Source organism: Agrobacterium sp. 5Ca50 (assembly GCF_055381905.1).
Genome location: NZ_AP026439.1, coordinates 625,183 through 640,589 on the forward strand (window position 1 = coordinate 625,183; position 15,407 = coordinate 640,589).

The window sequence follows — 15,407 nt, forward strand, 5'->3', positions numbered from 1 at the left end:
AAGCAGACCCAACGTTAGGTGCGCCATCGCTTGCTTTCCGTCCGATATGCATCAGCAAACGGTTTGGTAGCGCTGGACGATTGTCGACAGTACCTCGTCCACTGGACGGGCCAGCCAGCGGTGCGAGAAAATTTCCACCTCTTGGGGGCCATGGAAACCGGCAGCCTCTATCATGCGCCGGAAGCCTTTCAGGTCGATGACGCCATCTCCCATCATGCCGCGATCATTAAGCGGGTCCGTGGTTGGGACAAGCCAGTCGCAGATATGATGCGCCAGAATTTGACCGTTGCGACCAGCGCGTGCCACCTGTTCCTGAAGCTCGGGATCCCACCACACATGATAAACATCAATGGCGACGCCTGTGCCGTCTCCAAGCCTGTCACAAAGGTCGAGCGACTGCTTGAGTGTGTTGAAACATGCGCGATCTGCTGCATAAAACGGATGAAGAGGCTCGATGGCCAGCGGAACGCCGGCCGCACGGGCATAGGGCAAAAGTGCCGCCATGCCATCCTCAACCATTTGTCTTGCTCCTACAATATCGCGAGAGCCCTGTGGTAATCCGCCGACCACCATGACCAGGCAATCTGCGTTCATGGCGGCTGCTTCATCTACAGCGCGACGGTTGTCTTCGAGAGCTTTTTGTCGTCCGGCTTGGTCCGGTGCGGGGAAAAAACCACCGCGGCAATGGCCGCTGAGGCGTATGCCGTTTTGTTCGATGATTGTGGCAGCCTCTTTCAGACCAACACCGTGAACCTGATCGCGCCACGGAGAAATGGTGGTGATACCGTGGGCAAGGCAGGCATCGATCAGTGCGCCGAATGAACCACCCTGTTTGATCGTCGCAAAATTGATCGAAAGACCGTCGATAGTCATTATGTTCTCTCCTGATCTGACGAAGATGTTTCTAAGGCGCTAAATGTGGCTTTCGCCGCATTGGCAGCGACCCCAAGCCCCTTGGCCGCGATAACTGTCGCCAAAGAAATCTGGCCGTTGACGGCATTGAGTTTGGCTCGGCTGTCGCCTGCATTACGGTAGAGATCCGGATGCGCACTCAGCCAGGCGTGGTTTTCACTGTCTGTTGCTCCGGCCATGCCGTTAACATAGTGGTGACCGTTTCGCTCGATGTGGCCAAGGCCGAGCAGGGCGGCTAGCGTCAAATCCTGCTGAACTGCGATGCCAGCCTGTGTGGTCAAATCTTCCGCCGACATGAAGTAACAGCCGCTATTTTCGCCATTCCATTTTGAAATGCGCATGGCGTTCAGAACCGAACGGTAAAAGCCCTTGCATGATTTCGATGAGATGCCGCGATACCCCTGCGCTTTCGCCAACAGGAAAGCGTCTGGTGTGCCATCCGATTCATCAATTTCAACCGGTACCTTGGCGGCAAGGCGGGATACAGATTGATTGAAAGCATTATGCCTGGCTATCGGCTGTTCGATGAACAGCAGGGAGCGTCGCAACTGTGCAAGTGCCGGTTCAGCATCAATCCGCGCCAATAGATCGAGCACACTGTCTTCATCTGCGAACTGTTCGTTACCATCAAGTGTCACCCGATAGTCTGGCAGGGTCGCCAGAACTGCTGCTATGGCCTTCAGTCTTTCCGTGTCTTCTTTTGGTCGTCCCGATACCTTGAGCTTGAAGTAGCGTATGCCGTAGGTCGCGATTTCTTCTTCCAGGCATTCCGGTAAGCCGTCATTGAGGCGAGGGGCCTTGATGTCATCAGGTCGCAGCGCATCTATGTAGCCGACCGTATGACGCAGAAAGAGGCTTGGTTGTGGTTTTAAACCTTCGAGGAAAACGCGCATATCAAATGCGGCAAGATCGGGCGTGGTCGATGCATTGATGCCGGGTAGGTTTATGCGGATTGCGTCTGTAACGGACAAATCATTGAGCCTGCAAAGTGCGTCGAGAATGGCACGGTCGACAAGGGCAAGTCCAAATGATGCGATAAGGCCGTTAAAACCGCGCTTTGCCGCATCATTGTGATGCTGAGGCTCCATCCTCGCATGAAGCTCAAAAGCCGTTGCACGCTCTGCCGTTCTAGCAAGGGCGACCGCCATATGCAGCGATTGGCGCAGTTGATCTTCGTTCTCTGCATTTCCAAGATCCGGGTTCTTGTCGAACCATTTGGGCACCATCAACTCGGCTGCATAACCTTCCGCTACGCGTCCCTTGCTGTCCTCGATCGTCAGCGAGAGAAAAGCCTGCGTTGCTTCGGTTACGGTGGCCGCACCAAAACGAAACGGCACCCGCATGGCAAGACGCCGTTCGTAAATTGCGGCGTCCTTGATTTTCAAGACAGGTGTTTCGGACATCTCAATTGACACCTCGAACAGCGAGAAATGCTTTCATGCGATGTGTGGCTTCATCCGGGTCCGCCAAGACATTGGCCTTGTCAGCCAATCGAAACAGCTCTGCAAAATGTTGAGTCGAACGGGTACTTTCCTGTCCACCAATCATGGTGAAATGGTTTTGTAGTCCATTGAGGTAAGCAAGGAAGACAACGCCAGTTTTATAAAAACGGGTTGGTGCCTTGAATATATGGCGCGACAACGCAACGGTTGGCTCCAAAATGTCGAAGAACTCATTGTTGGCACCACGTTTCAGACTGGCGAGTGCCTTGGACGCGGCGGGCGCGATGGAATCAAAAATGCCAAGCAACGCGTCGGAATGGCCGTGCTCATCACCGGCAATGAGTTCGGCGTAATTGAAGTCGTCGCCGGTATACATGCGCACACCAGATGCCAGTCGGCGACGCATCAATATTTCCTTTTCCTTGGAAAGAAGAGAAATCTTGATGCCGTCGATTTTGTCGGCATTGGCAGAAATCATTGCAAGGCAGGTATCCATCGCCGCCATATGATCGCCCGATCCCCAATAACCTTCCAGCGCGGGATCGAACATTTCACCCAGCCAGTGGATGATAACCTTCTCTTTTGCCTGTGCGAGAACCCGTGCATAGGTTTCGAGATAATCGTCAGGTGATTTTGCTGCGGCCGCCAATGCGCGACTTGCCATCAAGATGACCCGTCCACCTTCGCCTTGCACGAAATCCAGCTGTTCAAGATAGGCGTCAACAATCGCATCGAGGCTGTAATCGGTGCCGACCAGATGATCAGTACCGACGCCGCAGGCGATCAATGCGTCCTTGCGACTTGCAGCTTCCTTCAGGGAGCGGGAAATCAGTTCCTGCGCCTGTGGCCATGCTAGTCCCATACCACGCTGGGCGGTATCCATGGCTTCGGCAACACCGAGCCCCAAATCCCACAGCCGGTGGCGGAAATGCAGCGTGCCTTCCCAGTCAATGGCCGGGGTCAGCCATGGGTCGTTTTCTGCAAATGGGTCTGCGACAACATGGGCGGCTGCAAAGGCCACGCGGTTAAAATCTGCGGCACTGCGCTTTTCGAGCGCTATAGGTGTACCACTCAGTGTGTAAAGCTCGATCGAGCGATCATCTTTCGGCAGCTTGAGTTCGGTCATTGTCGCCTCCCTCAGGAAATGGCCGGAACATCGAGCCAGCGGCGTTCCTTCCAGGATTTTAGCCCCAGTTCCGCCAGCTGTACGCCCTTGACGCCTTCGATCAGGCCGTATGGCCAAGGATCATTGTCAACCAGATGCCGAACGAACATTTCCCATTGGGCTTTGAAGCCGTTGTCGTACGCGGTGTTGTCAGGCACTTCCTGCCATGTCTTGTAAAAATCGATTGTCTGCGGCTGGTCCGGGTTCCAGACCGGTTTAGGTGTGTTGGTGCGATGCTGTGTCCAGCATTTCGTCAGGCCGGCCACGGCAGAGCCATGGGTGCCATCCACTTGAAAGGTGACGAGATCGTCGCGACGAACGCGAACTGCCCATGACGAATTGATGTGAGCGATAACGCCACCTTCAAGTTCAAATGTGGCATAGGCGGCGTCATCGGCGTCGGCAACGTAAGAGCGGCCTTGTTCATCGAAACGCCGTGGAATATGCGTTGCACCAAGGCAGCTCACAGCTTTGACTTCACCAAACAGATTGTCGAGCACGTAGCGCCAATGGCACAGCATATCGAGAATAATGCCGCCGCCATCCTGCAGGCGATAATTCCAGGATGGACGTTGCGCTGGCTGCCAGTCACCTTCAAACACCCAATAGCCGAACTCGCCACGAACCGAGAGGATTTTGCCGAAGAAGCCGCTATCGCGCAGCATTGCCAATTTGCGCAGGCCCGGCAGGAACAGCTTGTCTTGTACAACGCCATGTTTTATGCCCGAGTTTTCCGCAAGGCGCGCAACTGCAATCGCTTCTTCCATGTTGTCGGAAATCGGTTTTTCACAATAGACATTCTTGCCCGCCTTGATGGCCTTCGTCAGCAGGCTGCCGCGCATCTGGGTGGTGCCAGCGTCAAAAAACAGCGTATCGTCCGGGTTGGCCAATGCGGCGTCAATATCTGTCGTCCAGCGCGCAATGTTGTGTTTCTTGGCAATAGCCTCGATTTTTTCACCGTTTCGCCCGACGAGAATCGGATCAAGCATAACTTTTTCGCCACTTTTTAGTGTGACGCCGCCCTGATCACGAATGGCAAGAACAGAACGCACAAGGTGCTGGTTGTAACCCATGCGGCCAGTAATGCCATGCATGATGACGCCAATACGTTTCATGATATTTCCTCCCATGACCACCTTCTCCCAAAGGCGGTGTCTCCTCAGACAATGGCAACTTGTAACCATTTGGTTATTTGTGAAATTGAAAGGCCTGTTCTGTCAAGATGTTTTTCAAAATATGGAGGCGCCATTTTCCTGTGCCGTGAGGCGGCAAGGGTGATGCAAGGCAACGACGGGCGCGCAGCGGCGCGCGCCTTTAAGGCATCAGATGTATCTGAATCGATGGTGACGTCAGGGTCTTATGCTGGCTAGCACGGTATCGACAATATGCTGTCCCCATTGATCGAGTTCTGCCGGTGCGGCAAGGTCCCGCTGGAAAATTGTTGAAAGCGTGTAGCGGTTCGACAGGTAAAAAAATCCGAGTGAAGCGATGGTCAGATAAACGTCGACCGGATCAAGGCCGGCTCGAAATTCACCGCTTTCAGCGCCACGCTTCAGCACGTTTTCCAGTTCCGAGATAAAGTTGGAATGCATCTCGGTAATCGTTGTGGATTGCCTGAGATAGCGGGCCTGATTGAGGTTCTCAGTTGCGAGAATGCTGAGAAATTCCGGGTGATCCAGAAAGTAATGCCAGGTAAAAAGCGCGAGTTCTTTTAGACCTGCAGACGGTGCCTTGTGGGTCAGGTCCAGTCTGTGTTCTGCGTGACGAATGTGGTGATAAGCGTCTTCAAGGACTGCAAGATAAAGCGCATCTTTGTCACCAAAATAGTGATAAATCATGCGCTTGTTTGTGCCGGCCCTGCGCGCCACAACATCAATACGTGCTCCGGCCAGGCCCTTCGCTGCGACCTCGCGACGGGCCGCCTCTAGAATGGCCGCGCGTGTCCGTTCCGGATTGCGCTGCTGTGTAGACCCGCGTTTGCGAACAGGCTTCACGCTCTCGTTCGTGTCCGGATCAATATTGTTATTCGTATTTGTTTTATCCATCACGACACCCGCTTGACAATGCGTTCGATCAGTGTTCCCATGTAACCAATTAGTTATAAAACAGCAATAGCTGTTCTCGAGCATCATCAATTGGCATTCAATATGGGAGGAGTTGCCAATGTCCATGACGCTTCACAGGCGCACTGTGCTTTCGGGAGGCCTTGCGGCCTTAACTCTTGCAACTCTTGGCGGTGGTTCTGCCAATGCGCAGGCTGCGCGCCTCCGCATGTTATGGTGGGGTTCGCAGGAGCGAGCTGACCGTACCAACAAGGCCATTGAGGCCTATAAGGCGGTAAAGCCCGACCTTGCGATTGCGGGAGAATTCGCAGGCTGGAGTGATTACTGGCCACGCCTTGCGACACAGGTTGCCGGGCGCAATGCCCCAGACCTGATCCAGATGGATTATCGTTATATTTTTGAATATGCGCGCCGCGGCGCGCTGGCGCCACTTGATGATTATATTGGCAAGGCGCTGAAAATTGATGATTTCGGCAAGATGAACATCGATTCCGGCCGCGTGGATGGCAAGCTTTACGGCGTCAATCTCGGTGTGAATTCCAGCGTTATGTTCTTTGATGCCGCAGCCTGGGAAAAAGCCAAAGCAACGCCACCATCGGCCGGCCAGACATGGGAAGAGTTTGCAGAAAATGCCACGATCTTTGGCAAGAACAAACCAAAGCCCGGTTATTTTGCAACGGCTGACTCCAGCGGTCTAGAGCCCAGTTACGAAAACTGGCTGCGCCAGAACGGCAAGTCACTATTCACGCCGGAAGGCGGTCTGGGATACGATGCTAGCGATGCCGCCAAGTGGTTTACGATGTGGGCCAAGATGCGTGAAGCTGGCGCCTGTGTGCCCGCAGATATCCAGGCCCTTGATCAGCTGAACATTGAAACAAACCCGTTGACCACGGGCAAGTCGGCGACGGCTTTTGCTCACTCCAACCAGTTTGTCGGCTATCAGGCACTCAACAAGGCTAAGCTGTCGTTGACCTCCTATCCAAAGGTTTCCAAGGATTCGCCATCCGGTCACTATCTCAAGCCGTCCATGCTGATGAGCGTTGCCAATGGCAGTGCGGGTGCTGAAGCGGCGGTTGAATTTATCAACTTCCTCGTATCTGAGCCGGAAGGCGTTGATATCCTGGGTGTGGAACGCGGCGTGCCAGCATCAGAAGCCATGCGTAGCCAGTTGGGTCCAAAGCTGAACGACGTCAGCCAGGCAATGGTGAAATATATCGCCGACATTACCCCTGATGTCGGTGACTTGCCGCCTGCACCACCACCCGGCGCCGGTGAGCTGGCGTTCGTACTGACCCGCACCAGCCAGGAAGTATCGTTTGGGAAAATGACGCCGGAGCAGGGCGGTGAGCGCCTTGTCACAGAAGCTGAAGCTGTTCTGAAGCGGAAGTAATCGCAAATGACCATGCAGTCTGACATTCTTGCGAGGGAGGGCCGTGAAACGGCTCTCCCAAAACGGGGCGGTTTGCGTCGTGTTTTTGATCGCAACTTCCACGCCTATATGTTTCTACTGCCATGGCTGATCGGCTTTTTCGGCCTGACGCTGGGCCCTGCTTTGGCCTCGCTCTACCTGTCATTCACCAATTATGATTTGCTGCAGTCGCCCGACTGGGTGGGGGCATCCAACTATGTGCGCATTGCCACGGCGGATCCGAAATTTGCCGCAGCGATGAAGGTGACCTTTACCTATGTTCTGCTGTCGGTGCCGCTGAAGCTGGCTTTCGCCTTGCTGGTTGCGATGGCGTTCAATCGCGGCATCAAGGGCCTGACGCTCTACCGTGCTATCTTCTACCTACCGTCGCTTCTCGGTTCCAGTGTGGCAATTGCCGTATTGTGGCGTCAGCTGTTTGCCTCCGACGGTCTCGTCAACATGGTCCTGTGGCAATTGTTCGGTTACGAGGGACCAAGTTGGGTCTCCAACCCTGATTATTCGCTCTACACGCTGGTTATCCTGTCCGTGTGGCAGTTCGGCTCGCCGATGATCATCTTCCTGGCCGGTCTTCGCCAGATCCCGCAGGACATGTATGAAGCGGCTGAAATGGACGGTGCCAGCAAAACACGTCAATTTTTCCGCATTACGTTGCCGCTGCTGACGCCAGTGATTTTCTTCAATGCGGTGATCCAGACAATCGACGCCTTCAAGGCATTTACGCCAGCCTTCATCATCTCCGAGGGTACCGGCGGACCGATCAATTCGACATTGTTCTACACATTGTATCTCTATCAGGAAGCCTTTGGTTTCTTCCGTATGGGATACGCCTCCGCTTTGGCATGGATCCTGGTTGTCATCATTTCTTTGTTCACAGCCTTCTCCTTCCTCAGCGCACGTTATTGGGTGCATTACGATGACTGATGCTGTTACCGCCCCACGTCCGGGAACCGAAGTTCAACGTTCGCCGCTTCGCTCCACCTTGTTGCATGTGGCCCTGATCATTAGTTCGATCGGCATGCTCTATCCCATCTTGTGGATGATCTCCGGCTCGTTCCGACCGCAGGAGGAACTGTTCGGTTCCTCGTCGCTTATTCCATCGGCACTTGATCTCGGCGGTTATATCCGTGGCTGGACAGGTTTGCAGGTCAGTTTCGGCCAGTTCTTCTGGAACTCGTTTTTCATCGCAGTGCTGGCAACCATAGGCAATGTGGTCGGATGTTCGCTGGCGGCCTTCGCCTTTGCGAGACTACGGTTTGGTGGGCGCAATTTCTGGTTTGCCTTGATGCTGGGCACATTGATGCTGCCCTATCACGTTGTGCTCATTCCGCAGTACATCATGTTTTTGGAGCTTGGCTGGGTCAACACATCACTGCCGTTGATTGTGCCAAAATATCTGGCGACCGATGCCTTCTTCATCTTTCTTATGGTGCAGTTCTTCCGTGGTATTCCGCGAGAACTGGACGAGGCTGCGGTGATGGATGGATGCAGCCCCTTCCGTATCTACTGGAAGATCATGCTGCCCTTGTCTTTGCCGGTCCTTGCCACTGCCGCGATCTTCTCTTTCATCTGGACCTGGGACGATTTCTTCGGTCCGCTGATCTATCTGAACGATATCAATACCTACACGGTGCAGCTTGGTCTGCGCTCCTTCATCGACTCCACCGGTAGCTCCGACTGGACAGCCTTGTTCGCCATGTCCAACCTGTCGCTGATACCTGTTTTCCTCTTCTTCCTGTTTTTCCAGCGCCTTCTGATCGAAGGCATCGCAACAACCGGCATGAAACGCTGAAACGCCAAGGCATACCCATGAAACCTGTTCGATTTGCAGCCATAGGCATCAACCACGACCACATTACCGGGCAAACCCGCTGCCTGCTGGATGCGGGCGCTGAGTTTGTCGGTTTCCATGCAGTGGAAGACGACTTGTCCCAGGCCTACAGCGCGAAATTCCCCGGCGCACAGCGATTTGATGAAAAGCGCCGCCTTATTGAAGACGAAACCATCGACCTGATTATCAGCGCTGCCATCCCCGATGAGCGTGCCGGCATCGCCATCGAGGCCATGAAGGCGGGCAAGGATGTGATGGTTGATAAACCTGGAATGACCACGCTTGAACAACTTGCCGAGGTAAAACGCGTTCAGGAAGAAACTGGCCGTATTTTCTCTATTCTCTACTCAGAGCATTTCGAAAATCGGGCGACCGTCAAAGCGGGTGAATTGATTGCTGACGGTGCAATTGGCAAAGTGGTGTCGACGGCCGGTTTTGGGCCACATCGTTTGCGCGCACCGACCCGCCCTGAGTGGTTTTTCAAACGCGAGCGATATGGCGGTATTCTGGTTGATATAGCGTCACACCAGTGCGAACAGTTCCTGTTTTTCACCGGGTCAGATGCGGCCGACATCCTGTCTGCAACGGTTTCAAACCGTGCCAATTCGCAGTTTCCCGGCCTGCAGGATAGCGGTGACATCCATCTTTCGACGGCTGATGCCGATGGCTTTATCCGAGTAGACTGGTTTACACCCGAAGGGTTGCCGAGCTGGGGTGATGGTCGTCTGTTTATCACTGGAACAGAAGGCGCAATCGAACTGCGCAAAAATATTGACGTTGCTGGTCGTGAAGGTGGCAATCACCTGTTCCTCAGCGACAAAAAGGGTGTTCAATACATCGATTGCTCCGATGTGCAGCTTCCCTATGGTGCGCAACTGCTTGCCGATATCCGAAACCGTACCGAAACGGCGATGCCGCAGGCCCGTTGTTACGCGGCGATGGAACTTGCCCTGAAGGCCCAGAAGCTGGCGGAGGATAAAATCCATGGCTAAGCGTTACAAGGTAGGCATTATCGGCTGCGGTATCGGCAAGTCGCATATGGAAGAGGGATATTTTCCGCATGCCGACAAATATGAGGTTGCTGTGTTGTGTGATCTCGATGAGGTCAGGCTGAATGCGGTTGCTGATGAGTTCGGTGTCAAAACGCGGACATGCCTGTCCGATGAGGTGATGGCTATGGAAGATATCGACATCATCGATATCTGCACGCCGCCCGCCACGCATACTAAGCTCATCCTGCAGGCGCTTGCCGCAGGAAAACATGTCGTTTGCGAAAAGCCTTTGACAGGATCATTGGCGGAAGTGGATGAAGTAAGGCGTGCCGAACAGACCGCAAAAGGCGTTCTCATGCCGATTTTCCAGTATCGATATGGTGAAGGTGTCGCGCAGGCACGTCACATCATTGAAAACGGTTTGGCAGGTAAACCTTATGCTGGTACCGCCGAAACCTTCTGGAAGCGTACTGCCGATTATTACGACAATCCATGGCGTGGACGCTGGGCAACCGAGCTAGGCGGTGTGCTGATGACCCACGCAATCCATCTGCATGACATGCTGACATATCTCATGGGGCCGGTTGAGCGAGTTTTTGCGCGCACGGCAACGCGGGTAAATGCCATTGAGGTTGAGGATTGTGTTTCAGCCAGCCTTCTGATGCAAAATGGTGCGCTTGTTTCCGCCACCTGCACGTTGGGGTCTCAGGACGAGATAAGCCGTCTTCGGCTCGCATTTGAAAATGTCACCTTCGAAAGTGTGCATTCTGCCTATTCGCCCGGGGATGGGCCCTGGCAGATCATTCCTGCAAATGAAGAGATCGGTTTGAAAATCGCTGAGCTTGTCAAAGAAATGCCGCCGATCGGTCGACGGTTCAACGGCCAGATGGCAGCCTTTTATGAGACGCTTGAAAAAGGAGAACGCCCACCGGTGACGAGTGATGACGCGCACCGCTCCTTGGAGCTTTTGACGGCGATTTATCATTCAAACGATACCAACAGCGATGTTGCCCTGCCGATTACGCAGGCCCATCCGAAGTACAAGAGCTGGCGGCCTTAACAGGCTGGATCTAGGCTGCCGGACGGGAGGAAACGATATGGCAAGCAGCATTAAACTGGAAAAAATCGTCAAACGTTATGGTTCGCTGCCAGTCATCCACGGCATCGACCTGCAAATTGAGCCGGGTGAGTTTACGGTTTTTGTCGGTCCTTCCGGCTGTGGCAAGTCAACGCTGCTGCGCATGATTGCCGGGCTGGAAGAAATCTCCGGCGGCGAATTGCGCATTGATGGTGAGCGGGTGAATGAGACGGCTGCGTCCAAGCGTGGCATAGCCATGGTGTTCCAGTCCTATGCGCTCTACCCGCATATGAGTGTTTACAAGAACCTGGCTTTTGGTCTGGAAACGGCCGGTTACAAGAAGCCGGAAATCGAAGCACGCGTCAATAAGGCAGCTGATATTCTGCAGATTGGTCCGCTGTTGCAGCGCAAGCCAAAAGCACTCTCCGGTGGCCAGCGTCAGCGTGTTGCGATTGGGCGTGCAATTGTGCGCGAACCCAAGATATTTCTGTTCGATGAACCTCTGTCCAACCTTGATGCCGAACTGCGCGTGCAGATGCGCGTTGAAATTGCCAAACTGCACCAGACACTTGGCAGTACGATGATTTATGTGACGCATGACCAGGTGGAAGCCATGACCATGGCGGACAAGATTGTTGTGCTTCGGGACGGACATATCATGCAGGTCGGCAAGCCGCTCGACCTCTATAACCATCCAGCAAATCAGTTCGTTGCAGGCTTCATTGGCTCGCCCAAGATGAATTTTCTTAATGCGAAACTGGCGGCCGACGATGGTTCAAAGCGGACTTTAGAGGTTGCAGGCCAGAAAATACAGCTTGAGAAACCATTGGCGGCGCAAGACGGCGAGCCACTGACGTTTGGTTTGCGGCCCGAACATGTTGAACCGCAGGCACAGTCCGCGACCCTTGGTCAGGGCGCAATTCAGCTTGTCGAGCATTTGGGTGGTTCGACCGTTGTCTACACCAATACAGTGGATGGCCAGTCTGCTACGGTGCTGCTGGATGGCCAAAAGCACATCAGGATTGGTGAAACCATTCCGCTGGCGTTTGAGCTTGCAAATACACACATCTTTGGCGCTGATGGGCGCAGGCTTTGAGGATGCTCCGTCCCCTGTCTATTTTGCAATCTTGAACGGGATGCCGGACACCAGTGTTTTCACATAGCGTTTTTTTTGGAAAAGCCCATTCAGGGAAACGCGAGGTAGAAGTCCCATGTTGTCACGACTGGCGTTCGACAGAACACCCGGTTGCGTGGTGACGGCGACCGGGATGCCAGCACTTACAACGGCATCCGCTTCGCGTTCTCCAGTTGCCGACTTGTAGCCGTAGGGATAAGAGAACGAGCGCGGCTTGACGCCTGTAAAGCCGTGCAATATCGAAATTGACTGGCGGATTTCACTTTCCAGTCGTGCTTGGTCGACACGTTTCAGATTAACATGTGTCATGGTATGCGCACCCATATGCGCAAATGCATCGTCGCTTACCAGTTGGCGCAACTCATCCGTTGTCATGATGAGATTATCGACAATGCTGAGCGGATCGACGCCATACTGACGCGCTGCCGCGTCAATGCGTGCAACGGCGACATCCTCATCATTTGAGTGCACGAAGGCGGCAAGACGGTCAAACGCATCGTATTTTTGCGTTAGGCTTGCTGCTATTATGGTTTCAGTGCCTTGGCCAAAATCAAAGTCAAATTTGTCCTGTTGGCGGACCAGCGCCTCCGCGGTTTCCCACCACATGGAACGCGTGCGTTGTGTGAGGCCCGGGGATATGAATATCGTGTAGGGAACTTTGTATTTGCGGAAGATAGGCGCCGCAAACTGCGCATTGTTGCGATAGCCGTCATCCAACGTGAATGCCACAAATGACCTGACATCTGTCGGGTCGCTCAGCAGGGCTGGCAGATCATGCAAATGTACCGGCGTGAGGTTCAATTCCAGCGCGGCGTTGATCGCTTCCTCCAGGAATTGCGGGGTGACCGAGAGAATGGCGTTCGGGCCAAAGGCGGGTGGCGCATCCGGGCGGACATGATGCAGGGTGAAAATGAGGCCCCGTCCACCTGCTTTGGGAAACAAGGCCCGAATAACCGGGATGGCAGAGACTTCGAGACCGGCCCTGATAATCTCATATTTCAGGATGCGCTTTGCGGATTTCAAAGAGAACATGGGATCGGTCCGGTTGTCTCGCGATTTTACTTCTTTGACAGGTTGAGTACTCTGCGTGTCAATACACGCCATGCGGTTAACGGCAGGTCAAGCAGGCCTGGCAGGGGATCTTTCCAGGCAAACGCCGCCACGGCGCGCACTTTGGTGAAGGAACGGATGAACGTTCCCATTCGCAGCTTGCCGCGTTTGATGAGTGTCATTGCCGCAGCGAGGTCACGAACAGCGTAAATCCATGCTGTTCCGGGCTTTGCGGTGGCAGATACTGGTGTCTGATATCCTTGGGCGATGTTCCACATCATTGGGCCGAAATCGATACCGGCTGCGGCTGAAAGTGCGAGCCAGGCCCAGGGTCTTGGATTGACGTCGAGAATATTGAGGGTGCCGTTGAGAGCATGGCGTTTGAACTCAATTTCGACCAGACCACTAAATGTCAGGGACGAGAGTAGCTTGTGCGATGCTTCGATCAGTGCAGGTTCGCTGACGACCTCGACATAGGTGCTGGTGAAGCCGAAATCGACCGGATATTGCCGGGTGCGGCGCGCCGTGAATTCAGCCACCGCTTTTCCATCATGCCACAAGCCGACATAGGAAAACTGGCTTTCACCACCGCCAGGGATAAGTTCCTGCACAACAACATTGCGCGCACCAATTTCTCCGGCAGCATCGGTGAAACTGTCAATAAATGTCGTCTTGTCATCAGCCCTGATGACTTTTGCCTTGACGATTCGGCTGTTTCCACCACCCATATTGGGTTTCAAGATCACTGGGAATGTGGGCGCCAGCAAGTGCGCTTCTTCGGTGGATGCCAGTTCGTATGTGCGTGGATATTGCAGCCCCAGTTCCTCTGCACGCTTGTAGAGAAGAGGTTTGTCGCACAGCCATTGCAGCTCTTGCCATTGCGGTAACATGATGCGGTATTCCGCTTGCAGGATCTGTTTCTCTTGCGAGACCAGTAAAACCTCTGCATCGCCGGCCGGCACCAAAAGACTACCTTGCAATGCGTTTTTACGAGCAAAATCCACAAGGAAGCCGATTGCGTCCGCATGGTCCGCGCCTGGCCATCTGATCTGCTTTTGCACGAAGCGCGACCAGCCGGTGAGGGGGGAATCATTACTGATATAATGTACCTTTATGCCTGAGCGCCCGAGGCTTCTTGCCAATGCCAGTGCTCCGTGCGCTCCGCCAAGGATAACGACACCTGTCGATTGCGGTGAAATGGCTGTGCGTGGCAAGATTTTGGTCCTGAAAGGGCGCCGAACAAGGACGGCTAGGCGGGGCTGGTACGTTAGAACGATACGCCCAAATGACAAGCAAACCCTTAATTCCTGCGGGACACGCACCAATGCCGTCTGAATAGTTTCACTGGCTTCGAATTGCCTATGCTCGAATATCTGAAACAGAATGTGGAAACGTTACCACATTTTTGTTGACGCTCGCTCTTGAACCCGATAGCAAAATATGGAAACGTTACCATATTGGGGGGAACCATCATGAAGGCAGCACGCCTCAATCGTCTTTTCGGCACGTCCGGAAACTGCTTTGACGTGGCAATCGACCACGGCATGTTCAATGAGCGCACGTTCCTTGCGGGCATTGAAAACATGAAAACCGCCATTCAGGTGATTGCTGAAGCAAAACCGGATGCCATTCAGCTTCCGCCGGGCACAGCACCCCTTCTTCAGGCTATTCCAGGCAAGGACCGTCCAGCCCTGGTGCTGCGCACCGACGTCGCCAATATCTACGGCAATCCACTTCAATCCGTCCTGTTTTCAGAAGTGATTGACCGGGCTGTCGAACAAGGCGTTGTGCTGGATGCGGCCTGCGTGGTGGTCAATCTACTGATGTTGCCGAACCAGCCTGAGGTTTACCAGGCCTGCGTGCGCAATGTGAACATTCTCAAGCGCGAATGCGAAATCTACGGCATGCCATTGATGGTTGAGCCTCTGGTCATGCAGGACAATTCCAAGGGCGCTTATATGGTTGACGGCGCGATTGATAAAATCCTGCCTTTGGTACGCCAGGCTGCTGAATTGGGCGCTGATATCATCAAGGCCGATCCATGCGACAACGTTGAAGCATATTACCGCGTTATCGAGATTGCGCAGGGGCTTCCCGTGCTGGTGCGTGGCGGTGGCCGCGTCAGTGATCAGGAAATCCTGTCACGCACCAAGGTGCTGATGGAGCAGGGCGCTCGCGGCATTGTCTATGGTCGTAACGTAATCCAGCACAACAATCCCAAGGGTATGACACAGGCGCTGATGGCTATCGTTCACGACGGTGTAACTGCAGAGGAAGCGGCACGCCTTCTCGGCTAACCGTGCGGTAACGAAG

At 54.0% G+C, this 15,407-nt stretch carries 14 protein-coding genes; 7 read left to right on the plus strand and 7 right to left on the minus strand.

Going from position 1 to position 15,407, the window contains the following annotated elements; translation table 11 throughout:
• Positions 1–51: 51 nt before the first annotated feature.
• The 5 genes from ACZ5FM_RS20445 to ACZ5FM_RS20465 all read right to left on the minus strand — a co-directional run bounded on the left by ACZ5FM_RS20445 (position 52) and on the right by ACZ5FM_RS20465 (position 5,564).
• On the minus strand, positions 52–873 hold the full coding sequence (locus ACZ5FM_RS20445) for a sugar phosphate isomerase/epimerase family protein (RefSeq protein ID WP_312947596.1): 822 nt from the start codon (positions 871–873) through the stop codon (positions 52–54).
• Positions 873–2,315, minus strand: a complete 1,443-nt coding sequence (locus ACZ5FM_RS20450) for an enolase C-terminal domain-like protein (RefSeq protein WP_312947597.1) — start codon at positions 2,313–2,315, stop codon at positions 873–875. The genes ACZ5FM_RS20445 and ACZ5FM_RS20450 overlap by 1 nt, the downstream gene beginning before the upstream one ends.
• Before the next feature lies 1 nt (position 2,316).
• Complete coding sequence (locus ACZ5FM_RS20455; RefSeq protein WP_464040567.1) at positions 2,317–3,480, minus strand: dihydrodipicolinate synthase family protein; 1,164 nt, start codon at positions 3,478–3,480, stop codon at positions 2,317–2,319.
• An 11-nt stretch (positions 3,481–3,491) separates the two neighbouring features.
• Complete coding sequence (locus ACZ5FM_RS20460; RefSeq protein ID WP_464040568.1) at positions 3,492–4,634, minus strand: Gfo/Idh/MocA family protein; 1,143 nt, start codon at positions 4,632–4,634, stop codon at positions 3,492–3,494.
• 234 nt (positions 4,635–4,868) lie between these two features.
• On the minus strand, positions 4,869–5,564 hold the full coding sequence (locus ACZ5FM_RS20465) for a TetR/AcrR family transcriptional regulator (protein ID WP_312947979.1): 696 nt from the start codon (positions 5,562–5,564) through the stop codon (positions 4,869–4,871).
• A gap of 118 nt (positions 5,565–5,682) precedes the next feature.
• Between ACZ5FM_RS20465 and ACZ5FM_RS20470 the strand changes: the two genes are divergently transcribed.
• The 6 genes from ACZ5FM_RS20470 to ACZ5FM_RS20495 all read left to right on the plus strand — a co-directional run bounded on the left by ACZ5FM_RS20470 (position 5,683) and on the right by ACZ5FM_RS20495 (position 12,005).
• The gene (locus ACZ5FM_RS20470; protein ID WP_250985137.1) at positions 5,683–6,972 is read left to right on the plus strand and encodes an ABC transporter substrate-binding protein; all 1,290 of its coding nucleotides are present in this window, start codon (positions 5,683–5,685) and stop codon (positions 6,970–6,972) included.
• A gap of 108 nt (positions 6,973–7,080) precedes the next feature.
• Positions 7,081–7,932 (plus strand): carbohydrate ABC transporter permease, encoded by an 852-nt coding sequence (locus ACZ5FM_RS20475; RefSeq protein ID WP_246787955.1) that lies wholly within the window; start codon positions 7,081–7,083, stop codon positions 7,930–7,932.
• A complete protein-coding gene (locus ACZ5FM_RS20480; RefSeq protein WP_312947600.1) occupies positions 7,925–8,800 on the plus strand; it encodes a carbohydrate ABC transporter permease in 876 nt (291 codons plus the stop codon). Before ACZ5FM_RS20475 ends, ACZ5FM_RS20480 begins: the two co-directional genes overlap by 8 nt.
• A gap of 17 nt (positions 8,801–8,817) precedes the next feature.
• Entirely contained in the window at positions 8,818–9,831 is a 1,014-nt protein-coding gene (locus ACZ5FM_RS20485; protein WP_464040569.1) for a Gfo/Idh/MocA family protein, read from the plus strand.
• Positions 9,824–10,891, plus strand: coding sequence for a Gfo/Idh/MocA family protein (locus tag ACZ5FM_RS20490; protein ID WP_312947604.1), 1,068 nt, complete (start codon positions 9,824–9,826; stop codon positions 10,889–10,891). Before ACZ5FM_RS20485 ends, ACZ5FM_RS20490 begins: the two co-directional genes overlap by 8 nt.
• Positions 10,892–10,928: 37 nt before the next feature.
• Positions 10,929–12,005 (plus strand): ABC transporter ATP-binding protein, encoded by a 1,077-nt coding sequence (locus tag ACZ5FM_RS20495; RefSeq protein WP_464040570.1) that lies wholly within the window; start codon positions 10,929–10,931, stop codon positions 12,003–12,005.
• A gap of 18 nt (positions 12,006–12,023) precedes the next feature.
• On the opposite strand, the gene ACZ5FM_RS20500 is transcribed toward ACZ5FM_RS20495, so the two are convergent.
• The gene (locus tag ACZ5FM_RS20500) at positions 12,024–13,076 is read right to left on the minus strand and encodes a polysaccharide deacetylase family protein (RefSeq protein ID WP_464040571.1); all 1,053 of its coding nucleotides are present in this window, start codon (positions 13,074–13,076) and stop codon (positions 12,024–12,026) included.
• A 26-nt stretch (positions 13,077–13,102) separates the two neighbouring features.
• On the minus strand, positions 13,103–14,308 hold the full coding sequence (locus ACZ5FM_RS20505; RefSeq protein ID WP_464040572.1) for a carboxylate--amine ligase: 1,206 nt from the start codon (positions 14,306–14,308) through the stop codon (positions 13,103–13,105).
• Between the two features lie 258 nt (positions 14,309–14,566).
• On the opposite strand from ACZ5FM_RS20505, the gene ACZ5FM_RS20510 reads away from it, so the two are divergent.
• Positions 14,567–15,391 (plus strand): class I fructose-bisphosphate aldolase, encoded by an 825-nt coding sequence (locus ACZ5FM_RS20510; RefSeq protein ID WP_464040573.1) that lies wholly within the window; start codon positions 14,567–14,569, stop codon positions 15,389–15,391.
• The last annotated feature ends 16 nt before the right edge of the window (positions 15,392–15,407 follow it).